This window comes from Streptomyces mobaraensis, from assembly GCF_020099395.1.
Taxonomy (GTDB): domain Bacteria; phylum Actinomycetota; class Actinomycetes; order Streptomycetales; family Streptomycetaceae; genus Streptomyces.
In genome coordinates this window covers 2233957-2260811 of the sequence record NZ_CP083590.1, presented here as the reverse complement: position 1 = coordinate 2260811, position 26855 = coordinate 2233957, and the positions used below count along the sequence as shown (strand labels likewise).

Genomic DNA, 26855 nt, shown 5'->3' with positions numbered 1-26855 from the left:
CCGAGGAGCCGTACGGCCAGGGGGGACGTACGGCTCCGGGGGGCCGTCCCGACAGGGACGGCCGCCCGCCTCCGGAACGGGTCCGCCCCGGCCGCGGTGTTTTCCCCACCCCCGAAGGGGGTCGCCGCCGCCGGGGCGCTCGACCCGCCCCGCACGCTCGGCCTTCCGCGAGGTTCCGGACTACCGCGCGTCCGCCGGGCGCGGTAAGGCAAGCTGGGCACATGGCAACACATGTGATCACCGGTGCCGGATCGGGCATCGGAGAGGTGCTGGCCGAGCGGCTGCTCGCCCGCGGGGACGAGATCTTCCTGTTCGCGCGCGACGCCGGACGCGCCAAGGAACTGGCGGCCCGGTTCCCCGGCGCCCACACGCTCGTCGGCGACCTCTCCAACCCCGACCGGCTCTCCTGGGCCCTCGACCACCAGACGCTCCCCGAGCGCGTCGACTCGCTGCTGCACGTGGCGGGCGTCGTGGACCTCGGCGGAGTCGGCGAACTGACGCCGCGGACGTGGACGAACACCCTCGCGGTCAACCTCGTCGCCCCGGCGGAGCTCACCCGCCTGTTCCTGCCCCAACTGCGGGTGGCCCACGGCCACGTGGTCTTCGTCAACTCGGGCGCCGGCCTCAACGCGGGCCCCAACTGGAGCGCCTACGCGGCCAGCAAGCACGGCCTCAAGGCGCTCGCCGACTCCCTGCGCGCCGAGGAGCACGCCAACGGGGTGCGGGTGACCAGCGTCTACCCGGGCCGGACGGCCACCGCCATGCAGGCGAAGGTGCACCAGCAGGAGGGCAAGGAGTACGACGCCACGCGGTGGATCGAGGCCGGCTCGGTGGCGTCGACGGTCCTCCACGCGATCGACCTGCCCCGCGACGCGGAGATCAACGACATCTCGGTGCGGCCGGGGCGCTGACGCGCGGGTTGCCGACCTGCCGGGTTGCCGACCTGCCGGGGTACTGACGTGCCGGGGTACTGAGGTGCCGGGCCGCCGGTGTTCCGGGCCGCTGGTGTGCCGGGCGCCGGCCCGCGGAACGCCGGCCCGCCGGGCGTCGACGAGCCCGGCGCTGCCCCGCCCGGCGTTGCTCCGCCCGGACGCGCGGCCCGCGCGCCCTTCATCGGGGCGCGCCCGCTCGCCGCGCGCCCCCGGGCGACCCGGTCCTGGCCGGGGGAGTCCCGTCCCTTCCCGTCCTTCCCGGAGGAGTCTCGTACCCTTCCCGGGTGAGCGAGACGATCGAGACCAGCGAGCCCCGTGAGAACCGCCCCTGGGGGCCCGGCGCCGCGACCGGTGTCGGGTCGATGCCGGGGACGGACGCCCGGGAGGCGGCCAAGACCGTCACCGGGTCCCTGGAGACCCTTCCGTACCTGCCGGAACTTCCGGCGCGCGGTCCCGGCGCGGACATGATCGGCCGGACCGCGGGCCTCCTCGTGGAGGTCTTCGCCCATGTGGAGCCGAGCGGCTGGCGGATCTCCGACCGGCCCGGCCGCGACACCCGCCGGGCCCGCTCCTGGCTGCGCGAGGACCTGGACGCGCTGGAGGAGTTCACCCAGGGGTACGAGGGGGCGCTCAAGGTCTCGGCCGTCGGGCCCTGGACGCTCGCCGCGGCGCTGGAACTGCGCGGCGGCGAGGCCGCCCTGAGCGACCCGGGCGCCTGCCGCGACCTCACCGCCTCGCTCGCCGAGGGCCTGCGCGGCCATCTCGCCGAGCTGCGCCGCCGGGTGCCGGGCGCGACGCCCGTCCTCCAGCTCGACGAGCCGTCGCTGACGGCCGTGCTCCGGGGCCAGGTCAGGACGGCCAGCGGCTACCGGACGCACCGCGCCGTCGACCGGGCCGTCGTCGAGGGCGCCCTGCGGGAGATCGCCGCCGTGGCACGGCAGGCCGGCGCACCCCTCGTCGTGCACTCGTGCGCCCCCGGCGTGCCCTTCGCGCTGCTCCGGCGCGCCGGGGCGACCGGCGTCTCGTTCGACTTCTCGCTGCTCACCGAGCGTGAGGACGACGCGCTCGGCGAGGCCGTCGAGGGCGGAACGACGCTCTTCGCCGGCGTCGTGCCCGGCGTGGACGGCCCATTGTCCGACCCTGCCGGTAGCGTCATGGGTGTCAGGACGCTGTGGCGCAGGCTGGGGCTGTCACCTGGGACTCTCGCCGAGTCCGTGGTGGTCGCGCCCGCGTGCGGGATGGCGGGCGCGTCGCCCGCCTACGCCCGCTCGGCCCTCGCCCACTGCGTCCGGGCGGCACGATCACTCGTGGACAACCCTGAGTGACGGCGCCGGAGGGCGCACCTGAGGACAACGGGAGGACGAGACGGTGGCTGTCGAACAGCACGGCGGGCACGGCGAAGCGGGCGGAGAAGGCGGGAAGCTGACCTCGGAGGCTGCGACGCCCGCGGCGGCGCGGGAGAAGCACGCCCTGCTCGCCGAGCAGATCGAGGAGCACCGCTTCCGCTACTACGTGAAGGACGCGCCGGTCGTCAGCGACGCCGAGTTCGACCGGCTGCTGCGCGACCTGGAAGCCCTGGAGGAGGAGCACCCCGAGCTCCGCACCCCCGACTCGCCCACCCAGAAGGTCGCGGGCTCGTACGAGACGGAGTTCACGTCCGTCGAGCACCGCGAGCGCATGCTCTCCCTGGACAACGCCTTCAACGACGAGGAACTGGCCGCCTGGGCCGACCGCATCGCCAAGGACGTCGGCGAGGGCGCGGACTACCACTTCCTCTGCGAGCTCAAGGTGGACGGCCTCGCCGTCAACCTGACCTACGAGCACGGGCGGCTGACCCGCGCCGCCACCCGCGGCGACGGCCGCACCGGCGAGGACATCACGCCCAACATCCGGACCATCTCCGAGATCCCCCACCGCCTCAAGGGCGACCGGATCCCGGCCCTGGTCGAGGTGCGCGGCGAGGTCTACTTCCCGATGGAGAAGTTCCAGGAACTCAACGCGCGCCTGGTGGAGGCCGGCAAGCCGCCGTTCGCCAACCCGCGGAACGCGGCGGCCGGCTCGCTGCGGCAGAAGGACCCGCGGGTCACCGCCACCCGCCCGCTGCACATGGTGGTCCACGGCGTCGGCGCCCGCGAGGGCTTCGCCATCGACTGCCAGTCGCACGCCTACGAGCTGCTGCGCGAGTGGGGCCTGCCCACCGCCGCGCACGCCGAGGTCGTCGACTCGCTGGACGGCGTGCGGAAGTTCATCGCGCACTACGGGCAGCCCAAGGTGCGGCACTCCATGGAGCACGAGATCGACGGCGTCGTCGTCAAGCTCGACGAGGTGCCGCTCCAGGGCCGGCTCGGCTCCACCGCGCGGGCCCCGCGCTGGGCCATCGCCTGGAAGTACCCGCCGGAGGAGGTCAACACCAAGCTCCTCGACATCCGGGTGGGCGTCGGCCGCACCGGGCGCGTCACCCCGCAGGCCGTCGTCGAGCCCGTCACCGTCGCCGGCTCCGAGGTCGAGTTCGCCACCCTGCACAACCAGGAGGTCGTCAAGGCCAAGGGCGTCCTCATCGGCGACACGGTCGTCCTCCGCAAGGCCGGCGACGTCATCCCCGAGATCCTCGGGCCCGTCGTCGACCTCCGGGACGGCAGCGAGCGCGAGTTCGTGATGCCGGCCGAGTGCCCCGAGTGCGGGACGGCGCTGCGCCCCATGAAGGAGGCCGACGTCGACCTCCGCTGCCCCAACGCCCGCTCCTGCCCCGGCCAGATCCGCGAGCGGATCTACTACCTCGCCGGCCGCGAGTGCCTGGACATCGAGAACTTCGGCTACGTGGCCGCCTCGGCCCTCACCCAGCCGCTGGAACCGGCCACGCCGCCGCTGCTCAACGAGGGTGACCTCTTCGACCTGACCATCGAGGAGCTGCTGCCCATCAAGTCCTACGTCCGCGACCCGGACACCGGACTGCCCAAGCACGACCCCAAGACGGGCGAGGAGAAGGTCGTCACCTTCTTCGCCAACCAGAAGGGCGAGCCGAAGAAGAACGCCCTGGCCATGCTGGAGAACATCCAGGCGGCCAAGACCCGGCCGCTCGCCCGGATCGTCAACGGCCTCTCCATCCGGCACGTGGGCCCGGTCGCCGCCGCCGCGCTGGCCCGCGAGTTCGGCTCGATCGACCGGATCGCCGCCGCCACGGAGGAGGAACTGGCCGCCGTCGACGGCGTCTCCGACACCATCGCCACCGCCGTCCGCGAGTGGTTCGCCGAGGACTGGCACCGCGAGATCATCGAGAAGTGGCGGGCCGCCGGCGTCCGGATGGAGGAGGAGACGAGCGGCGACGAGGGCCCCCGGCCGCTGGCCGGCCTCACCGTCGTCGTCACCGGCACCCTCGCCTCGTACACCCGGGACCAGGCCAAGGAGGCCCTCCAGTCCCGCGGCGCCAAGGTGACCGGATCCGTCTCCAAGAAGACCGACTTCGTGGTCGTCGGCGACAACCCCGGCTCCAAGTACGACAAGGCCATGCAGCTGAAGGTCCCCGTACTGGAGGAGGACGGCTTCGCCGTGCTCCTCGCCGAAGGACCGGAAGCGGCGCGCGCCGCCGCCGTGCCACAGGAGCCCACCCCGGCGGAGTAATGCCCGCAAGGCCAGTGGGCATTACCCCTACAGCGCTTTCCGAACGCCACGCCAGGCCGGATCCTGTTCGGGCAACCGCCGCCGATCGCTGCCCGTCGTAGCCTTCTGCGGCCTACTGTTGAGGTGTGCGCCTGCCGTGGCGCGGGCACCGCCGGCTGTGAGAGGGACGGGCATGAAACCCACCGACAGCGCCGAACCGGCATCGCGGCTGCGCAGGGATCCACCACCCGCGCTGCCGGTCGTCTGCGTCCCCCTCGCGCTGCTCGTCCTCGCCCTGGGGATCGAGCGGGCCGCCGCCGCGGGCCACGCGGTGTTCCCCGGGCGGACGGTCGGCTGGTCCCTCGCCACCCTCACGGCCCTCATCGTCGCCCATCTGGTCGCCCTGGGCCGTGACCGGTGGTGGGGAGGCTCCGGCTCCGGCGCCGCCCTGACCCTGGCCGTCCTGCTGCTCCACGGCTGGATCCCGGCCGCCGTCATCGGCATCGCCGTCGTCACCTTCGTCACCACGGCCCGGCGGCACCGCTGGCGCCAGGCGTTACTCCACTGCGCCGTCGACGTCCTCGGCGTCGCGGCGGGAGGCGCGGCGCTCGGCCTGCTGGACGTGCACGCCTCCGTCGAACACCCCTGGCTGCCCAGCGGCTGGGAGCCGTCCGACGTCCCCCGGATCGCCCTCGCGGCCTTCGTCTACCTCACCGTCACCCGGGCCCTGCTCTGGCGTCACCTCGCTCCGCCGCACTCCGGGTTCGCCGGCGGCCCCGCCCGCGCCGCCCTGCTCCGGCAGGCCCTCGTCGGCGGCGCGCTCCTGGGCATAGCCCCGCTGATCGCCGTCGTCGCCGAACACGCGCCGCTGCTGCTGCCGCTGTTCGCGATCCCCCTCATAGCCCTCGACTCCACGCTCTGGATAGCCCACGCCCGCGCGGAGGAGCAGCTCCGCGACCCGCTCACCGGGCTCCCCAACCGGCAGTGGCTCCTCGAACGGACCTGGGCCGCCCTCGACGAGGCCGAGCAGGCCGGCGAGCGGACCGCGCTCGTCCTCATCGACCTCGACCGCTTCCGGTCCGTCAACGACACCCTCGGCCACCTGGCCGGGGACCGGCTGCTCCTCCAGATCGCCGCCCGGCTCCGGGACGCCCTCCCGCGCGACGCGGAGGCCGCCCGCCTCGGCGGCGACGAGTTCGCCGTCCTCCTCCCCGCCGTGGACTCCCTCACCAGCGCCCAGCGCGTGGCCCGCGGCCTCGTCGCCGCCCTCGGCTCCCCCCTCGACCTGGACGGCCTCACCCTCGTCCTGGAGGCCAGCGCCGGCGTCGCCGTCCACCCCGACCACGCCCTCGACGCCGAAGGGCTGCTGCGCCGCGCCGACGTGGCGATGTACCAGGCGAAACGGGACCGCAGCGGCGTCGAGGTCTACGAGGCCCGCCGGGACGGCAACACCCCCGACCGCCTCGGCCTCCTCGGCGACCTGCGCCGCGCCCTCGACGCGGGCGAGGTCGAGCTGCACTACCAGCCCAAGGTGGGCTTCGACGGGCACGTGGAGGGCCTGGAGGCGCTGGTGCGCTGGGTGCACCCGGAGCGCGGCCGGGTCTCCCCGGACGAGTTCATCGCCATCGCCGAGTCGTCCGGGCTGATGCCGCGGCTCACCGAGTACGTCCTGGAGACCGCCCTCGGCCAGGTCGCCCGCTGGCGGGCCATGGGCCTGGAGGTGCCCGTCGCCGTCAACGTCTCCCCCCGCGACGTCCACACCCCCGGCTTCGCCGGCTCCGTCGCCGCCCGCCTCGCCCGGCACGGCGTCCCGCCCGGCGCCCTCCAGTTGGAGATCACCGAACACGTCCTCCTGGAGGACCCCCAGCGGGCCGCCGACGCGCTCGCCGGGCTCACCGGGCACGGCGTGAAGATGTCCCTCGACGACTTCGGCACGGGGTACTCGTCCCTGGTCCACCTGCGCCGGCTCCCCGTCAGCGAGCTGAAGATCGACCGGTCGTTCGTGGCCCGGCTCGCCATCGACAACGAGGACGCGGAGATCGTGCGCTGCACGCTTGATCTCGCGCACTCGCTTGGGCTTCTCGTGGTCGCGGAGGGCGTTGAGGACGATGAGACGTGGGAGCGGTTGCGGGATCTGGGGTGTGATGCGGTGCAGGGGTGGTTGGTGGCGGCCGCGATGCCTCCTGAGGAGACGACGGCTTGGCTTCGTCTGCGCGAGGCGGGGTGGCGGCGGGAGCACCCACCGGCCGTCGCGCCCGCGCCCGCGCCTGCGGCGCCCGCTCCCGCTGTCGCGGAGAAGGAGGCGGACCAGCCGGTGACGTAGGGGAGTGGCCCCAACCCCGCCCTTTCACCGTTTCTTGCGGGGGCAAGCCCCCACACCCCCGCAACCGCGCTCCGCGCGGTTGTCCTCAAACGCCGGACGGGCTGAGTGGTGCGCCCGGGTGCGAAATCCAGCCCGTGCGGCGTTTGAGCACGAGCGGCGGAGCCGCGACAAGGGGGTCTGGGGCGCAGCCCCAGGAAGCGGCGAAGGGGCGGGTCCGGGGCACCCCCACCGCGCCAGCGGACAATCCGTTTCGCGGCGGGCGCCCGCCGCGCCATAGGATTGGCCGCGAAACCTACACACTCCACCCTGAGGATCGCTGCATGCCTGGCATCACGCGCGAGGAGGTCGCCCACCTCGCCCGGCTGGCGCGCCTGGAGCTGAAGGGCGAAGAGCTTGACCACTTCGCCACTCAGCTCGACGACATCATCGGCGCGGTCGCCCGCGTCTCCGAGGTCGCCGACCAGGACGTCCCGCCGACCTCCCACCCGCTGCCGCTGACCAATGTCATGCGGCCGGACGAGGTCCGTCCGTCGCTCAGCCCGGAGGCGGCGCTCTCCGGCGCCCCCGCTCAGGAGCAGCAGCGTTTCAAGGTGCCGCAGATCCTGGGTGAGGAGTGACCACGATGACCACCGAACTGATCAAGCTGACCGCCGCGGAGATCGCCGAGAAGATCGCCGCCGGTGAGGTCACGGCCGTCGAGGTCACCGAGGCCCACCTGGCCCGGATCGAGGCCGTCGACGAGAAGGTGCACGCCTTCCTGCACGTCGACCGCGAGGGCGCCATGAAGCAGGCGCGCGCCGTCGACGAGAAGCGGGCGCGGGGCGAGAAGCTCGGCCCGCTGGCCGGCGTCCCGCTGGCGCTGAAGGACATCTTCACCACCGAGGGCATCCCGACCACCGTCGGCTCCAAGATCCTCGAAGGCTGGATCCCGCCGTACGACGCGACGCTCACCAAGCGCCTCAAGGACGCGGATGTCGTCATCCTCGGCAAGACCAACATGGACGAGTTCGCGATGGGCTCCTCCACGGAGAACAGCGCGTACGGCCCGACCGGCAACCCCTGGGACCTGACCAAGATCCCCGGCGGCTCCGGCGGCGGCTCCAGCGCGGCCCTCGCCGCGTACGAGGCCCCCCTCGCGATCGGCACGGACACCGGCGGCTCGATCCGCCAGCCCGCCGCCGTCACCGGCACGGTCGGCGTCAAGCCCACCTACGGCGCGGTCTCCCGCTACGGCATGGTCGCGTTCTCGTCCTCCCTCGACCAGGGCGGCCCCTGCGCCCGTACGGTCCTGGACGCGGCGCTGCTGCACGAGGTCATCGCGGGCCACGACCCGCTGGACTCGACGTCCATCGACGCCCCGGTCCCGCCGGTCGTCGAGGCGGCCCGCAACGGCAGCGTCGCGGGCATGCGCGTCGGCGTCGTCAAGCAGTTCCGCGGCGAGGGCTACCAGGCCGGCGTCCTCCAGCGGTTCGACGAGTCCGTCGAGCTGCTGCGCGAGCTCGGCGCCGAGATCGTCGAGGTGGACTGCCCCTCGTTCGACCTCGCCCTGGCCGCGTACTACCTGATCGCGCCGTCCGAGTGCTCCTCGAACCTGGCCCGGTTCGACGGCCTCCGCTACGGTCTGCGCGCCGGCGACGACGGCACCCGCTCCGCCGAGGACGTCACCGCCCTCACCCGCGAGGCCGGCTTCGGCCCCGAGGTGAAGCGCCGCGTGATGCTCGGCACCTACGCGCTGAGCTCCGGCTACTACGACGCGTACTACGGCTCGGCGCAGAAGGTCCGCACCCTCATCACGCGGGACTTCGAGAAGGCGTTCGAGCAGGTGGACGTGATGGTCTCGCCGACCACGCCGACCACCGCCTTCGCGATCGGCGAGCGCGCCGACGACCCGATGGCGATGTACCTGGCGGACCTGTGCACCATCCCGACCAACCTGGCGGGCAACGCGGCCATGTCGCTGCCGTGCGGCCTCGCCCCGGAGGACGGGCTGCCGGTGGGGCTCCAGATCATCGCCCCCGCCATGAAGGACGAACGGCTCTACAAGGTCGGTGCCGCGGTCGAGGCCGCGTTCACCGCCCGCTGGGGCCACCCGCTGCTGGAGGAGGCACCCGCACTGTGAGCACCGCGAGCGAGAACAAGAGCAAGGGCAGCGCGCTGAAGAAGGCTAAGGGCTTCAAGAAGTCCAAGGCCGGCACGTACCTGTCCATCGGCACGACCCTGTTCGGCGCGGTCAGCGTCGTCAAGCAGGCGAAGACGGCGCGCGGCGAGCAGGACACGCTCCAGCTGGTCGACGCGGTCGTCTCGGCCGCCGCCATCGTCACCGGCGTCGCCCTGCTCGTGCGGGAGCTGCGCCGTATGAAGAGCGACGACGTCCTCGCGGGCTGAGCCGGGACTGAGAGGTAAGTTTTCCGTGACCGTCACTGAACTGGTGTCGTACGAGGACGCGTTGGCGTCCTACGACCCCGTCATGGGCCTGGAGGTCCATGTCGAGCTCGGCACCAAGACCAAGATGTTCTGCGGGTGCTCCACGGAGCTGGGCGCCGACCCGAACTCGCAGACCTGCCCCACCTGCCTCGGCATGCCCGGCGCGCTCCCGGTCGTCAACGCCGTCGGCGTCGAGTCCGCGATCAAGATCGGTCTCGCGCTGAACTGCGAGATCGCCGAGTGGTGCCGCTTCGCCCGGAAGAACTACTTCTATCCGGACATGCCGAAGAACTTCCAGACCTCCCAGTACGACGAGCCCATCGCCTTCAACGGCTACCTGGACGTCCAGCTGGAGGACGGCGAGGTCTTCCGCGTGGAGATCGAGCGCGCCCACATGGAGGAGGACACCGGCAAGTCCACGCACGTGGGCGGCGCCACCGGCCGTATCCACGGCGCGTCCCACTCCCTGCTCGACTACAACCGGGCCGGCATCCCGCTGATCGAGATCGTCACCAAGCCGATCGAGGGCGCGGGCGAGCGGGCCCCCGAGGTCGCCAAGGCGTACGTCGCCGAGCTGCGCGAGCTCATCAAGGCGCTCGGCGTCTCCGAGGCCCGCATGGAGATGGGCCAGATGCGCTGCGACGTCAACCTGTCGCTGCGCCCGAACGGCACCGAGAAGTTCGGCACCCGCTCGGAGACGAAGAACGTCAACTCGCTCCGCAGCGTCGAGCGGGCCGTCCGGTACGAGGTCATGCGGCACGCCGCCGTGCTGTCCTCGGGCGGCACGATCGTCCAGGAGACGCGCCACTTCCACGAGGAGGACGGCTCCACGACGGCCGGCCGCATCAAGGAGGAGGCCGAGGACTACCGCTACTTCCCCGAGCCGGACCTGGTGCCGGTGGCCCCCTCCCGCGAGTGGGTCGAGGAGCTGCGGGCGACCCTGCCCGAGCTGCCGCGCGTGCGCCGCAACCGCCTCCGCGAGGAGTGGGGCGTCAGCGAGCACGACATGCAGTCGATCCTCAACGCGGGCGCGGTCGACCTGATCGTCGCCACCGTCGAGGCCGGCGCCGACTCCGCCGCCGCCCGCAAGTGGTGGATGGGCGAGCTGGCCCGCCGGGCCAACGAGGCCGGCACCGACCTCGCCGCCATGGCGATCACCCCCGCCCAGGTGGCCCGGGTGGCCGCGCTCGTCGCGGACGGCTCGCTCAACGACAAGCTGGCCCGCCAGGTCATCGAGGGCGTGCTCGCGGGCGAGGGCGACCCGGACGCCGTCGTGGAGAAGCGCGGTCTGAAGGTCGTCTCCGACGAGGGTGCGCTCGGCACCGCCGTGGACGAGGCCATCGCGGCCAACGCGGCCATCGCGGACAAGATCCGCGCCGGCAAGGTCGCGGCGGCGGGCGCGCTCGTCGGCGCGGTCATGAAGGCCACGCGGGGCCAGGCGGACGCGGCACGCGTGCGTGAGCTGATCCTGGAGCGGCTGGGCGTCGAGGGCTGACGCCCGTCTCCGGAATCAGAGGGCCGTTCCCCGCAAGGGCCGCAAGGGGGACGGCCCTCTTCCGTATCCTCCGGCGATTATTGGCTGACAAGTCGCATTTGGCCGGATTCGCTCGATCGCTTCCCCGGCCGCCGGAACGGTCCGGCATGATCCGGTGCAACGGGCCGGACCACGCGCCCGTACTCCATGGCTGGGGGTAGCAATGCGACGGTTGAGCACTGCGCTGGCCGCGCTCCTGCTGGCGGGCGCCGGGCTGGTGTCGGTCACGGGGGCCATGGCGTCGGAGTCCGCGTCCGAGCCCGCGGGCGGCGGCGCCACGGACGCGTCGGACTGCCGGGTCGGCTGGGGGAGCCGGCCCAGGAGCCATCCCGACTCCGAGTACCACCCGCTGACCGACATCAGAACCGGCCGCCACCGCTGTTTCGACCGGATGGTCTTCGACGTGCACACCTCGCACGGTCACCCGATCGGGTACCACGTGGGGTACGTCGACAAGCTGTATCAGGACGGTTCCGGGGACGTCGTCACCGTCGCCGGCGGCGCCCTCCTGGAGATCCGGGTGGCCGCGCCGAGCCACGACCCGGAGACCGGCGGCCCCCGCTACCCCGGGCGCGCCGGACAGCCGCTGCCCGGCGTGGACCTCACCGGTTACCCGGCGTTCCGCGAGGCCCGCTTCGTGGGCAGCTTCGAGGGCGACACGATGGTGGGGCTGGGGCTGAAGGGACGGCTGCCGTTCCGGGTCTTCCAGACGGGCAACCACGTGGTCGTCGACGTCGCCCATTCGTGGCACACGTTCCGGTAGGGGCCGCTGTGCCGTAGGGGCGCCCGGGTCCTGTGGTGTGACCCACAAAAAGGACAAACGATCTCCCGGAGCTGTCAGAGTGGATGGCCGGAGGCCCGCATACTGTGGCCGCCCGCCCCTCTCCGTCGAAGCGCTCCGAGCCGCGGCTCCCCCCGGCGTGCGCGACGCGACACAATCCCCCCGGGAAGCAGGGAATGACCGCACTCGCCCGGTGGTGCCTGCGCCGCCGCCTCGCCGTCGTCGTCCTGTGGCTCGTCGCCCTCGCCGGCACGGCCACCGCGGCGGCGCTGGCCGGTTCGTCCTACTCCGAGGACTACCGGGTGCCCGGCACCGAGTCCGGCCGCGCCACCGCCCTGCTGGAACGGGACTTCCCCGGCCGCGGCGGCGACGACACGATCGTCTGGCACACCACGTCCGGCACCGTCCGCTCCGCCGACGTCCGGCAGCGGATGTCCCACACCCTCCACGAGATCGCCGCCCTGCCCGGCGTCGCCTCCGTCGACGGCCCGTACACCGGCTCCGGCGGCCGGATCAGCCCCGACGGCCGGACCGCGTACGCCGATGTGACCTTCCGCGACGCCGCCGGCGGCGGCGATCCGGACGCCGGACAGGTGCGGACGGTCGTCACCACCGCGCGGGCGGCGGCCGGGGACGGGCTGGAAGTGGCCCTCGGCGGCAGCTCCATCGGCCTCACCGAAGGCGCGAACAGCCACCTCAGCGAACTCGTCGGCATCGTCGTCGCGGCCGTCGTCCTCTTCGTGGTCTTCGGCTCGCTCGCGGCCTGTCTGCTGCCCATCGCCACCGCGCTCGTCGGCGTCGGCACGGCGGCCGCGGGCACCGTCCTGCTGGGCCACCTGATGCCGGTCGCCGGCTTCGCGCCCATGCTGGGCACCCTCATCGGCCTCGGTGTGGGCATCGACTACGCCCTGTTCATCGTCACCCGCCACCGCAAGGGCCTGCGCCAGGGGCTGTCGGTCCCCGAGGCGGCCGAACGCGCGGTGGCGACGACCGGGCGGGCCGTGGTCTTCGCCGGCGGGACCGTCTGCGCCGCGCTGCTCGGGATGCTCGTCCTCCGGCTGGACTTCCTGATCGGCGTCGCCCTCGCCGCGTCCCTCACCGTCGTCCTCACCGTGGCCGCGTCCCTCACCCTGCTGCCGGCGCTGCTGGGGTTCATGGGCCGGCGGGTGCTGGGCCGGCGAGAGCGCCGGTCGGCCGTGCCCGCGGGCCCCGGCCCGGATGCCCCCACCGGCCTGGCCGCCCGCTGGTCGGCGCTGGTCGAACGGCGGCCGAAGCTGCTCGCCGCCGTCGCCGCCGCCGTGATGCTCGTCCTCGCCCTGCCCGCGTTCGCCCTCCACCTGGGCACCTCCGACCAGGGCAACAACCCCGCCTCGTCCACCACCCGGCAGGCGTACGACCTGCTCGCCGACGGCTTCGGCCCCGGTGTCAACGGCCCACTGACGCTCGTCGCCGAACTCGACGGCGCGGGCGAGCGCCTCGCCTTCGACCGGCTGCCCGAGCGGCTGCGCGGCACGCCGGGCATCGCCTCCGTCGGCCCCGCCGCGCACGGCCGCGGCGGCGCGTCCGGCGTCATCGCCGTCGTCCCCGACAGCTCGCCGCAGTCCCGCGCTACCAGCGACCTCGTCCGGCGGCTGCGCGCCGAGACCCTGCCCCGCGCCACCGCCGGGACCGGCCTGGACGTCCACGTCGGCGGACCGACCGCCGGCTACGACGACTTCGCCGCCGTCATCCGCGGCAAACTGCCGCTGTTCGTCGGCACGGTGATCGGCCTCGGCTGCGTCCTGCTGCTCCTCGCGTTCCGCAGCGTCGGCATACCGCTCAAGGCCGCCGCGATGAACATCGCCGCCGTCGCCTCCTCGTTCGGCCTGATCGTCGCGGTCTTCCAGTGGGGCTGGGGCAGCGAACTCCTCGGCCTCGGCCGGGCCGGACCCATCGAGCCGTTCCTGCCCGTGGTGATGATCGCGGTCCTCTTCGGCCTGTCCATGGACTACCAGGTGTTCCTGGTGAGCCGGATGTACGAGGAGTGGCTGGCCACCCGCGACAACCGGCGGGCCGTCCGGGTCGGGCTGGCCGAGACCAGCCGGGTCATCAACTCGGCCGCGATCATCATGATCGCGGTGTTCCTGGCCTTCGTGCTGAGCGGTGACCGGGTCATCGCGATGTTCGGCATCGGGCTGGCGGCGGCCGTCGCCCTGGACGCGTTCGTGCTGCGCACGCTGCTGGTCCCGGCGCTGATGCACCTGCTCGGCGGCGCGAACTGGTGGCTGCCGGGATGGCTGGAACGGCGGCTGCCGCGTATCAGCATCGAGCCGCCGGAGCCGCGGCTTCCGTTGGTCCTGCCGGTGACGCGGCCGGAGCGGGAGGACGTACGGCCGGTGGCGTGACGGCCGTCGGCTGTCTGTCCGTCAGACGGGCATCCGTTCCGCCGCGTGCCGGACGGCGGCCTCCGCCAGGGCCCGGATCAGGGGATGGGCGCGCGTCCCGTCCCCCGCCAGCTCCGGCTGGAAGAGGGTGCCGAGGAAGAACGGGTGCTCCGGCAGCTCCACGATCCGGGCCCCGCCCTCTTCGTCGGCGCCACTGAAACGCAGCCCGTGCGCGCGCAGCACGTCCTCGTACGCCGGGTCCAGGGCGTACGAGCAGTGGTAGCGCTCGACCGTGCGGTCCGTGCCGAGCAGCCGCGCGGCGAGCGTGCCCGGGACGAGCGTGACGGGACCCTCATGGCCGACGAGGGAGCAGGCGAGCGGGGCGATCAGCGGATCGGCGGCCTCCGGCGCGACCTCCGCGTGCGCGGCATCGCCGAGTCCGCACACCGACCGGGCGTACTCCAGCAGCGCGTGCTGGAAACCGCCGCAGGTGCCCAGGAACGGCACGCCGCCCTCCCGTGCCGCCCGGACGGCGGCGAGGGCGCCCGCCTCACTGCGGTACGGGCTGCCGGGCAGCAGCCAGACGCCGTCGAACCCGTCGAGCGCGCCCGGGAGTCCGGCGTCCTCGGTGGGGATCCAGTAGGGGTCCACCACCAGGCCGTCGTGCCGGGCGAGGGAGGCGAGGAGGCCGGGGGCGCGGACGTGGGAGCGGACGGCGGACGAGCGGTCGCCGACGAGGGCGAGGCGGGCGGTGGGAGCGTGGTGCGCAAGGGTCATGCGGGAATCCTGACGCGCTGTCGTGGTTCAGCGCCAACGATGATCCCTGCACTCCGCATCAGAAATACTGATGCGCATGGACCCGCACCTGCTCCGCACCTTCGTGACCGTCGCCCGCCGCGGGTCGTTCTCCGCGGCGGCCGCCGAACTCGGCTACACCCAGTCCGCCGTCTCGCAGCACATCGCCGCTCTGGAGGCGGACGTGTCGGCGGTGCTGCTGGGCCGCAGGCCCGTGGTCCCGACGGAGGCCGGCCGGCTCCTCCTCGATCACGCCGGCCCGCTGCTGCTGCGGCTGGACGCGGCCCGGGCGGACATCGCCCGGCTGGTCGCGGAACCCACGGGCCGGCTGACGTTGGGGGTCACCCCGCTCGCCCTGACGCCCGACGTGGCGGACCGGCTGGCCGGACTGCGGGCCGCGCACCCGCGCTGGGAGACGACGATCCGGGTCCTCGACCGGGACGCCGTCCCGGCGGCGGTCTCGGCGGGCGACCTCGACGCGGGCCTCACGGACGGCATGACGGCGCCCAACGACCCGCTGCGCCACCCGGAAACGGGCCCCTTGACGTCGACGGTGGTCGCGGAACGCCCCCTCCACGTCACCCTCCCCACCACCCACCCCCTCGCCCACCGCACGGGCCTGCGCCTCCCCGACCTCGCCGACGCCTTCTGGCTCGACGCCCCCGGCACGGCCGTCCCCCTCACCCACCTCCGCACGGCGTGCCCGCCCGGCGCCTTCCGCGCCCGCCTCCGCTACGAGGGAACCGACGTCCACGGCCTCGCGGCCCTGATCGCGGCGGGGGAGGGCCTGGCCCTGCTGCCGGGGCTGGACGGACTGGCGGGGGTGGCCCAAGTCCCGGTGTCGGCACCGCGCCTGACGCACCGCGTGGAGCTGCTGACGGGCGGGGTGACGCGGGGGCCGGCGGCGGCGCTGCGTAAGGCGCTCACGTAGCGCGGGGCTGGGCGAGGCCACCGCGCTCTGTCCTGGCTGGTCGTCGCGCTCGCTGACGCCAACGAGCCGGAGGAGGCCGCCGCGACCGCCGCCCGCGTCATCGCGCTCTCCCGCACCCCGGCGAGCGAGCGCGTCGCCCGGCGCGTGGAGGTGATGCTCGGCGCGCTCCGGGCGTACGCGCGCGTCCCCGAGGTCGCCGCCCTGCTCGGCGGGGACGGGCCCGCATAAGGACTTCGGTGGTACCTAAGGCGGCCCGCACCCGCCGCCCGCGAATCTAAGGCATCCGGGCGCCCCCGATATGAGGCACTCGCCCGATGCCCCGCCCCCACCTCAGAGACGAAGCTTTCCTCAGGTCGGGAGAACGACACCGGCCGCCAAGGACCGAAGCGACCTGAGGAGTCACGATGATCGACAACCTGCTCCACCACTTCCGCCTCGTCGAGTTCGCCCGCGACGCCGCCGACCACCGGATGCTGGACGAGGCCCGGATCGCCCAGCGCTCGGAGGCCGAACAGGGCGGCCAGGAAATCGGGGGGCGGGTGAGGACGCACACGATCCTTCCGCTCGTACCGCGGCAGCGGCGCGTGGCCGAGCGGGCCGGACTGTGATCAATTCGGCCGGGCCGTTGTCAGTGGGCTGTGCCATGCTCGGCGATGTGCAGAAGACCTCCGTCAGCCCCGTGTTCGTCGGCCGGACCGAAGAACTGGGCGTACTCGCCGACGCACTCGCCCGCGCCGCCACGGGCGAGCCGCAGTCCGTGCTCGTGGGCGGTGAGGCGGGGGTCGGCAAGACCCGGCTGATCGACGAGTTCCTGGCCGCGGCCGGTGCGGCGGGGGCCGTCACCGCGCTGGGCGGCTGTGTGGAGATCGGCAGCGACGGGCTGCCGTTCGCGCCGGTCTCCACCGCCCTGCGCGGCCTGCACCGGCAGCTCGGGGACGAGCTCACGCGGGCCGCCGCCGGGCAGGAGGGCGAACTGGCCCGGCTGCTGCCGGAGCTGGGCGAGACCGCGCGGGAGTCGGAGGACGGCCGCGCCCGTCTCTTCGAGCTCACCGCCCGGCTGCTGGAGCGCCTCACCACGGACCGCACGATCGTCCTCGCCATCGAGGACCTGCACTGGGCCGACCGCTCCACCCGCGAACTCCTCTCCTACCTCTTCCGCTCGCTGCACACCGCGCGGCTCGTCATCGTCGCCACCTACCGCTCGGACGACATCCACCGCCGCCACCCGCTGCGTCCCTTCCTCGCCGAGGCGGACCGGATGCGGGCGCTCGGCCGCGTCGAGTTGTCCCGCTTCACCCGGGACGAGGTGCACGCCCAGCTCACCGGCATCAGCGGCGACGCACCCGACCACACCCTCCTCGACCGGGTCTTCGAACGCTCCGACGGCAACGCCTTCTTCGTCGAGGAGCTGGCCGCGTCCATCGCCGGAGGGTGCCGCTCCGGTCTCAGCGACTCGCTGCGCGAGCTGCTCCTCGTCCGCATCGAGGCACTGGGCGAGGACGCCCAGCGGGTGGTCCGCGTCGCGGCCGTGGGCGGCTCGACGGTGGAGTACGCGCTGCTGCGCGCGGTCGCCGGGCTCGACGAGGACGCGCTCATCCAGGCGCTGCGCCAGGCCGTCGGGGCCAGCGTCCTCGTCCCCACGTCCGACGGCGACGGCTACCGCTTCCGGCACTCCCTGGCCCGCGAGGCCGTCGCCGACGACCTGCTCCCCGGCGAGTGCTCCCGGCTCCAGCGCCGGTACGCCGAGGCGCTGGAGGCCCAGCCCGGCCTCGTCCGCGCCGACGAGCTCCCCGCCCGGCTGGCCCTCCACTGGTACCACGCGCACGAGCCGGCCAAGGCGCTGCCCGCCGTCCTGGAGGCGTCCGTGCACGCCCGCCGGCGCTACGCCTACGCCGAGAAGCTCCGGCTGCTGGAGCGCGCGCTGGAGTTGTGGGAGGACGCCCCCGAGGAGGTCCGCGCGGTCCAGCGCCCGCTCGACTTCGCCGACGTCTACCCGGCGTGCGGCTGCGACGACGACGGGCTGCACCACATCGACCTGCTGGCCGAGATCGTCGTCGCGGCCAACCTCTCCGGCGACCAGGAACGGGCGCTGGCCATCGCCAAGAAGGCGCTGCGCAAGCTGGAGATGGACCCGCTGCGCGGCGCCTGGTTCTGGCTCCAGCGCTCCAAGCTGATGACCGGCCTCGGGCGGGGCGACGGCCGTCCCGAGCTCGACACCGCGCTCGAACTGGTCGCGGACCTGCCGCCGTCCGCCGTGCACGCCGAGGTGCTGGCCCAGCTCGCCGGCTGGGCGGCGCTGCACGACCCCGGGCCCGAGCTGAGCGCCACGGCGGAACGGGCGATCGCGATGGCCCGGGCCGTCGGCGCGGAGAGCACCGAGCTGAGCGCCCGCCTCACCCTCGCCGGCCACCAGGTCGACACCGGCACCGACGTGGACGGCGGCCTCGCCGAGATGGCGGAGGTCTGTGCGCGCGTCGTCGCCGGGGGCGTCGTCGGCGTCGTCGGCCGCAGCCACATCAACCTGGCCTCCGCGCTCCAGGGCGTGGGCCGTTCGGCGCGCGCCGCCGAGGTCGCCCGGGAGGGCATCGCCCTCGCCGACCGCTACTGCCTCGACGACGCCCGCGCCTGGGCGCGCAACAACCTGGCGTCCGCCCTCTTCGTCCTCGGCCGCTGGGACGAGGCGGAACGGGCCGCGGAGGAGGCCCGGCGCGAGGCCCGGGGCATCAAGCCCGGCGGCTTCGCCGACGTCCGGCTCGCCGCCATCGCCCTCGCCCGGGGCGACCTGGAGCGCGCGGAGCGCCTGCTCGCCACGGCCCGCGAACGGTTCGGCACCCACGACCCGCAGCCGCAGAGCACCCTGGTCCTCGCCCGGTACGCCATCGAACTGAGCGCGGCCCGCGGCCGGTACGCCGAGGCCCGGGCCGAGCTGGAGCGGGTGCTGGCGGAGGGGCTGCCGCGCGGCGCCCACCGCTACGTCTGGCCGTTCCTCGCCTCGGCCGCCGCGGCCGAGGCCGACGCCCGGGAGCTCCCGGAGACGGCCGCCGGCCGGGCCGCGGCCCTGGACGGGCTCCGCGCCGCCGCCGAGGGCCGGTCCCGCGCGATACCCCTCCGCCGGGCCTTCGGCCTGCTGTTCGACGCCGAACTCGCCCGCGCGGACGGCATATCCGACGCCGGCCGGTGGGAGGCGGCGGCCGGCGCCTTCGAGCCGCTGGACCGTCCCCTGGAGCTCGCGCGCGCCCGCCACCGCTGGGCGGAGGCGCTGCTCACGGAGGGCGGCCCGGCCGCGGAGCACGCCGCGGGGCTGCTCGCGCGGGCCCACGCGGAGGCCGTACGGCTGGGCGCCCGGCCACTGCGCGAGGCGACCGCGTCGCTCGCCCGCCGCGCCCGGCTCCCCCTCGCCGGGGAGCCCGCGACGGACGGGCGTACGCCTGCGCCGGAGGCGGGCACCGGCGCCGACGCGCCGCCCCGGCTCACGCCGCGCGAGCACGACGTCCTCCGGCTCGTCACCCTGGGCCGGAGCAACCGCCAGATAGCCGAGGAGCTGTTCATCTCGCCGAAGACGGCCAGCGTGCACGTCTCCAACATCCTGGCGAAGCTGGGCGCCGCGGGGCGCGGCGAGGCGGCGGCGACGGCGCACCGGCTGGGGCTGTTCGGCCCTTCCGAGCTCGGCTCCTCCGCTCCTGGTCCGTCCGCGGCCGGTCCCACCGCCGTCAGCCCCTCCGCCGTCAGCCCTTCCGCGGTCGGATGACGACCTGACCGGAGTCGAGGTCGACCGGCCCCCTCCCGGGGTCGGCGTCCCCGACGTCGTCCAGGCATAACTCGTGCCGGTTGCGCTCCTCCTCGGTGTGCCTGCGTCCCGGGGCGAACAGTTCGCTGAGCGCGTCGAACATGACAACTCCCGTCCTGGCGGCGGATGTCCAGTGTAGGCACACGGTTGTGCGACACCTGTGCGTGCGGACGCGCCTTGCCGCTGTACCTACTGGTATGTACAGTCCGGATCATGGACACCTCGGAACGCCTCATCGAGAGCACCCGCGCCCTGCTCTGGGAGCGCGGCTACGTGGGCACCAGCCCCAAGGCCATCCAGCAGCGGGCCGGGGCCGGGCAGGGCAGCATGTACCACCATTTCAGCGGCAAGCCCGACCTCGCCCTCGCCGCCATCCGCAGGACGGCCGAGGAGATGCGCGCCCTGGCCGAGCGGCAGTTCGCCGGGCCCGGGACGGTCCTGGAACGGATCTCCGGCTATCTGCTGCGCGAGCGCGAGGTGCTCAAGGGCTGCCCGGTGGGCCGGCTCACCCAGGACCCGGACGTCGTCGCCGACCCGGACCTGCGGCGGCCGGTGGACGAGACCTTCGCCTGGCTCCGCGACCGGCTCGCCGGCCTCCTCGCGGAAGGACGCGAGAACGGCGAACTGGACGCGGCCCTCGACCCCGCCGCGACCGCGTCCACCGTCGTCGCCGTCCTCCAGGGCGGCTACGTTCTGGCCCGCGCGGCCGACTCCGACGAACCGTTCCGGGAGGCGGTGCGGGGCGTGCTCGGGCTGCTGGGGGCGCATGCCCGGTGAGCCCGCCGGGCTCGTGCACCCGATCCCCCACTCACGCGATCAGAAAGAGCGACCCCGTGTACGCGATGCAGTACGAGATCACCCTCCCCGCCGACTACGACATGGGCATCATCCGCCACCGCGTGGCCACCCGCGGTCACGCCCTCGACGACCGCGCGGGCCTCGGGCTCAAGGCGTACCTGATCCGCGAACGCGGTCGCGGCGGCTCGCCGGTCAACCAGTACGCGCCCTTCTACCTCTGGCGGGACAGCGGGGCGATGGCGGAGTTCCTCGTCGGAGGCGGTGGGTTCCAGGGCATCATCGCCGACTTCGGCCGGCCCGCCGTCCGGCAGTGGACGGGCGTCGCCTGCCACTCCGGGCCGGCCCGGGGTGCCGTTCCCCGCGCCGCGTCGCGCCGGGTCGGCCCGATGCCCGTTTCCGAGGAACCGGGCGCGCTCGCCGCGTTCGTGGCCGAGGAGGCCGGCCGGCTCGCCGAGACCGCCGGGCGTGAGGGGGTGCACACGGCGGCGCTCGCCTTTGATCCGTCCCGCTGGGAGTTGACGCGGTTCGTGCTCTGGGAGCACGAGGTGCCGGAGGGGGAGGGGGTGGCCGAGCGGTACGAGGTGGGTCACCTTTCGGTGCCTCACCTGGACGATGTCTCCGTTGGGCGGCAGTGGTGATCTCGCGGGAATGCGGCCGGCGGGGCGCCGCGCTGCACTCGGTATGCGTATGCGAGACATGGTGCGGCGGACCGGGGTCAGTGAACGGCTGCTGCGGTACTACGAGGAGCAGGGGCTGCTGACGCCCGCGCGGTTGCCGAGTGGGTACCGCGTGTACTCCGAGGCCGATGTCGTCACCGTCCGGCGGATACGGGGGCTGCTCGCGGCGGGGCTCACCACTGCCGTGATTGCTCGGGTGCTGCCCTGCGTCGATGGCGATGGTGCGCATATGGTGCCGGTCTGTCCGGATCTCGTCGCCGAGTTGCGGGGGGAGCGGGCGCGGATCACTTCGGCGATCGACGAATTGCGGGGGGCGCGGGATGTTCTGGACGCGGTGATCGCGGCTGGGCCGCGGGGGTAGGGGCCCCGGTCCCACCCTTTCTCCCCCAGCTACCGCTGGGAGGTGCCCCCAGTTTCCTGGGGCGCTGCCCCCAGACCCCGAAACCGCGCTCCGCGCGGTTGTCCTCAAACCCCCCCAGAGGGGGCGCCCCCAACGGGCCGAGTGCGCGCCTCAGTACCACGACCCCAACGCCCTCGGCAGCCCCCCTATCTCCTCCAAGTCCTTCTCCGACAGCCGCAGTTCCACCGCCCCCGCGTTCTCCACCGCCCACCTCGCCTTCTTCGTCCCCGGTATCGGTATCACGTGCCGCCCCTGGGCCAGCACCCACGCCAGGGCGACCTGTGCCGCCGTCGCGCCGTGGCGGTCGGCGACGCGGCGGAGGCCGGCGACTATGGGCTGGTTGGCGGCCATCATCTCGGCGGTGAAGCGGGGGTGCCGGGCTCGGATGTCCTCGGGTTCGAAGCCTTGGCCGGGGGTGAGGGTGCCGCTGAGGAAGCCGTTGCCCAGGGGCATCGCGGCGAGGAGGCCGACGCCGCGGGAGGCGCACCAGGGGGCGAGGGCGTCGAGGGCCTCCCGGGACCAGACCGACAGTTCGGCCTGGACGCAGCTGACGGGGAAGACCTGCTGGACGCGTTCCAACTGCCGGATCGTTCCGTCGTACAGGCCCCCGGTGAACCGGCGTCGGGTGCGTGCGCCGATGGCGCACCAGCCCAGGGCGCGTACCTTCCCCGCCGCGACGAGGTCGGCCATCGCCCCCCAGGTCTCCTCGACGGGGACTTCGGGGTCGGGTCGGTGGAGCTGGTAGAGGTCGATGACGTCGGTCTGGAGGCGGCGCAGTGAGGCGTCGCAGGCGCGTTTGACGTAGCCGGGGCGCCCGTTGGCGACGATGTGCTGCTCGCCGACGAGCAGGCCGCACTTGGTCGACACGAACGCCTCGGAGCGTCGCTCGCGCAACACCCGTCCCACGAGCAGCTCGTTGGTGAACGGGCCGTACATGTCGGCCGTGTCGAGCAGGCTGGCACCGGTGTCCAGGGCGGCGTGCACGGTGCGGAGCGCGGTCTCGCCGCTCTGCTGGGAGGCGGTGTAGGCCCAGTGCATGGGCATGCAGCCGAGGCCGATCGCCCCCACTTCGAGCGCCGTGGCACCGATTGTCCTGCGCTCCACCGGCCGTATCCCTCCCGTTCCCTCCTGATCGGCGCGCGTCCAACTTAACCTTTGGCGCCCGTCCGGCGGTCAGCGGGCCGCCGCGCGCCGTCGCCTAACCTCGCGGCATGAGCGCAGATCACAGCGGTGCACCCGCGGCCACGGCCCGCCCCCTGGCCTGGCTGCCGTTCCGTCCCGAGGAGATCGAGGGGCTGCCCGAGGGGCTGGAGTACGCGTACTGGGACGGTGGTGGCGACTACCCGACGGACCCGGCCCGGGTCGCCTTCTACGGGGTCCCCTACGAGATCGACGGCAGGCTGGCCCCGGCCGAGGTGTGCCTCCGTCCGCTGCCCCTGATGCGCGGCGTGCGCGTCGTCCAGGCCCTGACGGCCGGTGTCGACCACCTCAAGTCCGCGCTGCCGCTGCTGCCCTCGGGCGCGGTGCTGTGCAACGCGCGCGGGCTGCACGACGCCAGCACCGCCGAACTGGCCCTCGCCCTGACCCTGGCTTCCCTCCGGGACATCCCCGGTTTCGTCCGGGCGCAGGACGCGGGGGAGTGGCGGCAGGGCTTCCGTCCGGCGCTCGCCGACAAGGCGGTCCTCATTGTGGGTTACGGGTCGATCGGACGTGCCATCGAGGACCGGCTTGCTCCCTTCGAGTGTGCGCGGGTGACGCGCGTCGCGCGCTCACCGCGCCACACGGAGCGCGGTCCCGTGCACCCGGTCACCGCCCTCCCGGATCTTCTCCCGGACGCCGACGTGGTGATCGTCGTGACGCCGCTCACCGACGAGACCCGGGGGCTGTTCGGCGCCGGCCTGCTGGCCCGGATGAAGGACGGGGCGCTGCTCGTCAACGTGGCGCGCGGGGCCGTCGTGGACACCGGGGCGCTGGTCGCCGAGCTGGAGAGCGGCCGGCTGCGCGCCGCGCTGGACGTCACCGACCCCGAGCCGCTGCCCCCGGGCCACCCCCTGTGGAGCGCCCCCGGCGCACTGATCACCCCGCACGTGGGCGGCCCCTCCTCGGCCTTCCGGCCCCGCGCGGAGGCGTTGCTCCGCGGCCAACTGGCCGGATTCGTCCTGGACGAGCCTCTGCGAAACGTCGTAGCCACTGCGCTCTGAAGCCACGTACAGATACCGTCTGGCTGCACTGCGTATCCATAATCCCGTAGCTAGTTACGCTATGTATATGAGCTATGTCCCTGAGTGACCAGTCTGGTGTATCGTCCGGACCGGGGGCTGCGCCGGGCACCGTACGGGCGCAGCGAAGTACCGCACTCAAGGGGGGCGACGGGCGATGCACGGCCAATGGACGATCAACCCGACGCGGCTCACGCACCAGCGGCTCGCGCGGCAGCGGTCCACGTCGTCGGCGGGGCCGGAGGCGCTCCGGGCCCCGCTCGGGACGGCGGAGCGGTGACCGCGCAGGGAGCCGCCCTGCCCCGGCACACCGCCCCGGCCGGGGGGCCGGGCGGCCGGCCCGCCGGGGCGTCGGGCGTGGTGTCACAGCTCCTGCTCGCCCTCGTCTGCGGCGGGTAGGCCACGGGGGCGGCGTTCGGCTGGGGTTCCCCCGATCTCGCCAAGACCATGGGCGACTTCGGGCTCAGCGGGGCGGCGGTCCTCGCCGCCGTCTCCTGCTTCTGGTACGCGCGCACCCGTACCACCCGTTTCCGTCCCGCGTGGCTGCTCTTCGCGGTCTCCTCGGGCATGGCGGGCTTCGGGAACGCGGTCTGGGGCTGGTACGAGGTCGTGCTCCGGGAGCGCGTCCCCACCACCTCGCCCGCCGACTTCGCGTTCCTCCTGTTCGCGCCGCCCGCCATCATCGGCCTGCTGGTGCTGGCCCGCCGCCCGGTCACCCGGGCCGGCTGGGTCTGCCTGGCGCTCGACTCCTGGCTGATCGGCGGCTCGCTGCTGACGCTCTCCTGGAGCCTGGCCCTCGCCCACACGGCGCACTTCGCCGACGAGACGGTGGCGCACGCCGCGCTGTCCCTGGCGTACCCGCTGCTGGACATCGTGCTGGTCTCCATGGTGCTGGCGCTGCACTTCCGACGCTCCTCCGCCAACCGGTCCGCCGTCAACACCGCGATCGCCGCGCTCGCCCTGACGGTGCTGTGCGACGCCCTGTTCACCTCGCCGCTGCTGCGCGAGAACTACCGTTCCGGCCAGATCCTCGACGCCGGCTGGTTCGCGGGCTACATGCTGATGGCCTACGCCCCCTGGGTGACCCGGCAGCAGGAGCGCGCGTCCGGCGCGGCGAGCCGCCAGGCCCAGGCCCAGCCGCCGTCCGGCCGGCCCATCGCCGGCTCCCTCGCCGCCCTCACGCCGTACCTCGCGGCGGCCGTCTGCACCCTGGGCATCCTCTACAACGTCCTGGACGGCCACCACGTCGACCGGGTCGTGCTCTTCACCGGCTGCACGGTCGTCCTGGCCCTCGTCGTCCGGCAGGGCATCATGCTGCTCGACAACATCTCCCTCACCCAGGAACTGGCCCAGACGGAGAACCACTTCCGCTCCCTGGTGCAGGGCTCCAGCGACGTCATCATGATCGCCGCGCCGACCGGCGTCCTGCGCTACGTCAGCCCGGCCGCCGCCGGCGTCTACGGGCGCGCGGCGGAGGACCTGGTCGGCTCCGAGCTCGCCTCCCTGATCCACCCCGAGGACCTGGGCCGGGTCGTCCACGAGGTGCGCCGCTTCCTCGCGGCGCCGCCCGCCGACGAGCCGACCACCCGGATCGAGTGCCGCTTCCGCTCCGGCGACGGCGACTGGCTGAACGTCGAGTCCACCGTCAAGCGGCACCACGGCGGCCTCATCTTCAACAGCCGTGACGTGACGGAACGGGTGCGTCTCCAGGCCCAGTTGCAGCACACCGCCGAGCACGACCCGCTCACCGACCTGCCCAACCGCTCGCTGTTCACCAAGCGCGTCCAGCAGGCCCTGGCCGGCCGGAGAATGACCGACCCGGGCACGGCCGTGCTCTTCATCGACCTCGACGGCTTCAAGGCCGTCAACGACACCGTCGGCCACCAGGCCGGGGACGAGCTGCTCGTGCAGGCCGCCCGCCGGCTCCAGGAGTCCGTCCGCGCCGGGGACAGCACCGCCCGGTTCGGCGGCGACGAGTTCGCCGCGCTGATCCTCGGCGACGGCACCCGCGACCCGTCGGCCCGCGAGTACCGCATCCTGGAGATCGCCGACCGGCTGCGGCTCACCCTCTCCGAGCCCTACGTGGTGGAGGGCGGCACCGAGGTCCGGGTGGCCGCCAGCATCGGCGTCGCCTTCGCCGAGCCCGGCATCACCCCCGGCACCCTGATGCGCAACGCCGACCTGGCCATGTACCGGGCCAAGCAGGCCGGCAAGGGCCGCGTCGAACTGTACGAGCCCCGCCTCCAGGCCGAGGTCGTCCGCCGCGCCGAGCGCACCACCCGGTGGCGCACCGCCCTGCACGACGGCGAGTTCGCGCTGCTCCACCAGCCCGTGGTGGAGCTCTCCACCGGGCGCGTCACCGCCGTCGCCGCCCAGGCCCGCTGGCGCTCCCCGCAGGGCATCCTGTTCCCGCCGGAGGAGTTCCTGCCCGGCACCGACCCGGACCGCGGCGACGAGAGCGGGCGCACCGCCGAACTCGGCCGCTGGACGCTGGAGAAGGCCCTCGAACAGGCCGAGCGGCGGCGGGCCGCGGGCCACGCGGTGCCGGTGTACGTCCGGCTGTCCGCCGCCCGCCTGGTCGACCGGGCGCTGCCGGCCAAGCACTTCGAGTCGCTGCTCCTCCGGCACGGCATGCCCGCCGGCGGGCTGGTGCTGGAGCTCACCGGCGTCGACTCCCGCGTCCCGCTGGACGAGCTGGAGCGGCGGCTCGCCTCGCTGCGCCGGTTCGGGGTGCGCATCGCCCTGGACGGCTTCGGCAGCGGCCACGCGGCGATGAGCGCCCTGCGGCGGCTCCCCGTCGACGTCCTCCGGCTCGACCGGGACCTCGTCGACGGCGTGGCCGATTCCGTACGGCTGCGCAAGATCACGGCGGGGCTGCTGAGGATCGCCGGCGACCTCGGGACGCAGTCCGTCGCCGAGGGCGTGGACGACGCCGAACAGGCCCGCGTGCTGCGCGCCCTGGGCTGCACCCACGCCCAGGGCCTGGCGTTCTCCGGGCCGCTCGACGAGCACCGGCTGCGCCAGGCGCTCGGCCGCGGTTCCTTCCCGGTCCCCGGCGGGCCTCTGGACGGCGACGGCGGCCCCGCCCCGGGCGGGCCGCTGCCGTCGCCCGCGAACAGGCTGCCGGGCGGCGGGAAACGCGTCCTCCTCGGCGGGCCGGTGCCCGTCAACGTCCTGTTGCCGTCCGCGCTGCGGGCCGGGGGCGCGGGGGCCCTGGCCCATGCTCCATTGCGCTCAAATAGTGAGACGCCCATCCCACCCACTTGACACCTCGCCCGTGACAGGGAGAGGGTC

The 26855-nt window shown here is 73.9% G+C and carries 21 protein-coding genes and 1 pseudogene; 19 read left to right on the top strand and 3 right to left on the bottom strand.

What is annotated here, in order from left to right; genetic code table 11:
* Nucleotides 1–221: 221 nt before the first annotated feature.
* From K7I03_RS09435 to K7I03_RS09390, 10 genes are all read left to right on the top strand, one after another.
* Nucleotides 222–911 (top strand): SDR family oxidoreductase, encoded by a 690-nt coding sequence (locus K7I03_RS09435; RefSeq protein ID WP_185941197.1) that lies wholly within the window; start codon nt 222–224, stop codon nt 909–911.
* A gap of 305 nt (nt 912–1216) precedes the next feature.
* The gene (locus K7I03_RS09430; RefSeq protein WP_224346969.1) at nt 1217–2257 is read left to right on the top strand and encodes a methionine synthase; all 1041 of its coding nucleotides are present in this window, start codon (nt 1217–1219) and stop codon (nt 2255–2257) included.
* 97 nt (nt 2258–2354) lie between these two features.
* Nucleotides 2355–4550, top strand: a complete 2196-nt coding sequence (ligA, locus tag K7I03_RS09425; RefSeq protein WP_185941338.1) for an NAD-dependent DNA ligase LigA — start codon at nt 2355–2357, stop codon at nt 4548–4550.
* Between the two features lie 172 nt (nt 4551–4722).
* Nucleotides 4723–6852 carry a putative bifunctional diguanylate cyclase/phosphodiesterase gene (locus tag K7I03_RS09420; RefSeq protein ID WP_185941198.1) on the top strand — a complete coding sequence of 710 codons (2130 nt, stop codon included), beginning with the start codon at nt 4723–4725 and terminating at the stop codon, nt 6850–6852.
* Nucleotides 6853–7172: 320 nt separating this feature from the next.
* On the top strand, nt 7173–7469 hold the full coding sequence (gene gatC / locus K7I03_RS09415) for an Asp-tRNA(Asn)/Glu-tRNA(Gln) amidotransferase subunit GatC (RefSeq protein WP_004948522.1): 297 nt from the start codon (nt 7173–7175) through the stop codon (nt 7467–7469).
* Between the two features lie 5 nt (nt 7470–7474).
* Entirely contained in the window at nt 7475–8971 is a 1497-nt protein-coding gene (gene gatA / locus K7I03_RS09410) for an Asp-tRNA(Asn)/Glu-tRNA(Gln) amidotransferase subunit GatA (protein WP_185941199.1), read from the top strand.
* The gene (locus K7I03_RS09405) at nt 8968–9237 is read left to right on the top strand and encodes a hypothetical protein (protein WP_004948516.1); all 270 of its coding nucleotides are present in this window, start codon (nt 8968–8970) and stop codon (nt 9235–9237) included. The genes gatA and K7I03_RS09405 overlap by 4 nt, the downstream gene beginning before the upstream one ends.
* 25 nt (nt 9238–9262) lie before the next feature.
* Entirely contained in the window at nt 9263–10771 is a 1509-nt protein-coding gene (gene gatB, locus K7I03_RS09400) for an Asp-tRNA(Asn)/Glu-tRNA(Gln) amidotransferase subunit GatB (protein ID WP_185941200.1), read from the top strand.
* A gap of 202 nt (nt 10772–10973) precedes the next feature.
* Complete coding sequence (locus tag K7I03_RS09395) at nt 10974–11573, top strand: AMIN-like domain-containing (lipo)protein (RefSeq protein ID WP_185941201.1); 600 nt, start codon at nt 10974–10976, stop codon at nt 11571–11573.
* 194 nt (nt 11574–11767) lie between these two features.
* A complete protein-coding gene (locus K7I03_RS09390) occupies nt 11768–13975 on the top strand; it encodes an MMPL family transporter (RefSeq protein WP_185941202.1) in 2208 nt (735 codons plus the stop codon).
* Between the two features lie 21 nt (nt 13976–13996).
* Here K7I03_RS09390 and K7I03_RS09385 read toward each other — a convergent pair whose 3' ends face one another.
* Complete coding sequence (locus K7I03_RS09385) at nt 13997–14731, bottom strand: CTP synthase C-terminal region-related (seleno)protein (RefSeq protein ID WP_185941203.1); 735 nt, start codon at nt 14729–14731, stop codon at nt 13997–13999.
* A 76-nt stretch (nt 14732–14807) separates the two neighbouring features.
* Between K7I03_RS09385 and K7I03_RS09380 the strand changes: the two genes are divergently transcribed.
* The 3 genes from K7I03_RS09380 (at nt 14808) to K7I03_RS09370 (ending at nt 19428) form a co-directional block, all read left to right on the top strand.
* A complete protein-coding gene (locus K7I03_RS09380; protein WP_224346968.1) occupies nt 14808–15680 on the top strand; it encodes a LysR family transcriptional regulator in 873 nt (290 codons plus the stop codon).
* A 404-nt stretch (nt 15681–16084) separates the two neighbouring features.
* A complete protein-coding gene (locus K7I03_RS09375; RefSeq protein ID WP_185941205.1) occupies nt 16085–16288 on the top strand; it encodes a hypothetical protein in 204 nt (67 codons plus the stop codon).
* A gap of 35 nt (nt 16289–16323) precedes the next feature.
* Nucleotides 16324–19428, top strand: a complete 3105-nt coding sequence (locus tag K7I03_RS09370) for a helix-turn-helix transcriptional regulator (RefSeq protein WP_185941206.1) — start codon at nt 16324–16326, stop codon at nt 19426–19428.
* Here the strand turns inward: K7I03_RS09370 and K7I03_RS09365 are convergent.
* Nucleotides 19406–19570, bottom strand: a complete 165-nt coding sequence (locus K7I03_RS09365; protein ID WP_185941207.1) for a DUF6191 domain-containing protein — start codon at nt 19568–19570, stop codon at nt 19406–19408. The two genes, K7I03_RS09370 and K7I03_RS09365, sit on opposite strands and share 23 nt — an antisense overlap.
* 110 nt (nt 19571–19680) lie before the next feature.
* Here K7I03_RS09365 and K7I03_RS09360 point away from each other — a divergent pair, with 110 nt between their 5' ends.
* From K7I03_RS09360 to K7I03_RS09350, 3 genes are read left to right on the top strand one after another with little or no spacing between them, the layout of a single operon-like run.
* Nucleotides 19681–20244, top strand: a complete 564-nt coding sequence (locus tag K7I03_RS09360) for a TetR/AcrR family transcriptional regulator (protein WP_185941208.1) — start codon at nt 19681–19683, stop codon at nt 20242–20244.
* A 56-nt stretch (nt 20245–20300) separates the two neighbouring features.
* Complete coding sequence (locus K7I03_RS09355) at nt 20301–20903, top strand: DUF4865 family protein (protein ID WP_185941209.1); 603 nt, start codon at nt 20301–20303, stop codon at nt 20901–20903.
* A gap of 43 nt (nt 20904–20946) precedes the next feature.
* Complete coding sequence (locus K7I03_RS09350; RefSeq protein ID WP_185941210.1) at nt 20947–21303, top strand: MerR family transcriptional regulator; 357 nt, start codon at nt 20947–20949, stop codon at nt 21301–21303.
* A 150-nt stretch (nt 21304–21453) separates the two neighbouring features.
* On the opposite strand, the gene K7I03_RS09345 is transcribed toward K7I03_RS09350, so the two are convergent.
* Entirely contained in the window at nt 21454–22446 is a 993-nt protein-coding gene (locus K7I03_RS09345; RefSeq protein ID WP_185941211.1) for an aldo/keto reductase, read from the bottom strand.
* A 107-nt stretch (nt 22447–22553) separates the two neighbouring features.
* Between K7I03_RS09345 and K7I03_RS09340 the strand changes: the two genes are divergently transcribed.
* The 3 genes and pseudogenes from K7I03_RS09340 (at nt 22554) to K7I03_RS09335 (ending at nt 26828) form a co-directional block, all read left to right on the top strand.
* A complete protein-coding gene (locus tag K7I03_RS09340; protein ID WP_185941212.1) occupies nt 22554–23543 on the top strand; it encodes a 2-hydroxyacid dehydrogenase in 990 nt (329 codons plus the stop codon).
* 175 nt (nt 23544–23718) lie between these two features.
* Complete coding sequence (locus K7I03_RS33780) at nt 23719–23841, top strand: hypothetical protein (RefSeq protein ID WP_260630088.1); 123 nt, start codon at nt 23719–23721, stop codon at nt 23839–23841.
* Nucleotides 23838–26828: pseudogene (locus K7I03_RS09335) on the top strand (putative bifunctional diguanylate cyclase/phosphodiesterase). The gene K7I03_RS33780 and the pseudogene K7I03_RS09335 overlap by 4 nt, the downstream one beginning before the upstream one ends.
* The last annotated feature ends 27 nt before the right edge of the window (nt 26829–26855 follow it).

What these genes read in the sequence shown, in the direction of transcription:
- K7I03_RS09435 (WP_185941197.1), top strand. Translation starts at nt 222, where the DNA reads ATGGCAACACATGTGATCACCGGTGCCGGATCGGGCATCGGAGAGGTG.
- K7I03_RS09380 (WP_224346968.1), top strand. Translation starts at nt 14,808, where the DNA reads ATGGACCCGCACCTGCTCCGCACCTTCGTGACCGTCGCCCGCCGCGGG.
- K7I03_RS09340 (WP_185941212.1), top strand. Translation starts at nt 22,554, where the DNA reads ATGAGCGCAGATCACAGCGGTGCACCCGCGGCCACGGCCCGCCCCCTG.
- K7I03_RS09370 (WP_185941206.1), top strand. Translation starts at nt 16,324, where the DNA reads ATGCTCGGCGATGTGCAGAAGACCTCCGTCAGCCCCGTGTTCGTCGGC.
- K7I03_RS09365 (WP_185941207.1), bottom strand. Translation starts at nt 19,570, where the DNA reads ATGTTCGACGCGCTCAGCGAACTGTTCGCCCCGGGACGCAGGCACACC.
- K7I03_RS09385 (WP_185941203.1), bottom strand. Translation starts at nt 14,731, where the DNA reads ATGACCCTTGCGCACCACGCTCCCACCGCCCGCCTCGCCCTCGTCGGC.
- K7I03_RS33780 (WP_260630088.1), top strand. Translation starts at nt 23,719, where the DNA reads ATGCACGGCCAATGGACGATCAACCCGACGCGGCTCACGCACCAGCGG.
- gatC (WP_004948522.1), top strand. Translation starts at nt 7,173, where the DNA reads ATGCCTGGCATCACGCGCGAGGAGGTCGCCCACCTCGCCCGGCTGGCG.
- K7I03_RS09350 (WP_185941210.1), top strand. Translation starts at nt 20,947, where the DNA reads ATGCGTATGCGAGACATGGTGCGGCGGACCGGGGTCAGTGAACGGCTG.
- K7I03_RS09420 (WP_185941198.1), top strand. Translation starts at nt 4,723, where the DNA reads ATGAAACCCACCGACAGCGCCGAACCGGCATCGCGGCTGCGCAGGGAT.
- K7I03_RS09375 (WP_185941205.1), top strand. Translation starts at nt 16,085, where the DNA reads ATGATCGACAACCTGCTCCACCACTTCCGCCTCGTCGAGTTCGCCCGC.
- K7I03_RS09395 (WP_185941201.1), top strand. Translation starts at nt 10,974, where the DNA reads ATGCGACGGTTGAGCACTGCGCTGGCCGCGCTCCTGCTGGCGGGCGCC.
- K7I03_RS09390 (WP_185941202.1), top strand. Translation starts at nt 11,768, where the DNA reads ATGACCGCACTCGCCCGGTGGTGCCTGCGCCGCCGCCTCGCCGTCGTC.
- gatA (WP_185941199.1), top strand. Translation starts at nt 7,475, where the DNA reads ATGACCACCGAACTGATCAAGCTGACCGCCGCGGAGATCGCCGAGAAG.
- K7I03_RS09360 (WP_185941208.1), top strand. Translation starts at nt 19,681, where the DNA reads ATGGACACCTCGGAACGCCTCATCGAGAGCACCCGCGCCCTGCTCTGG.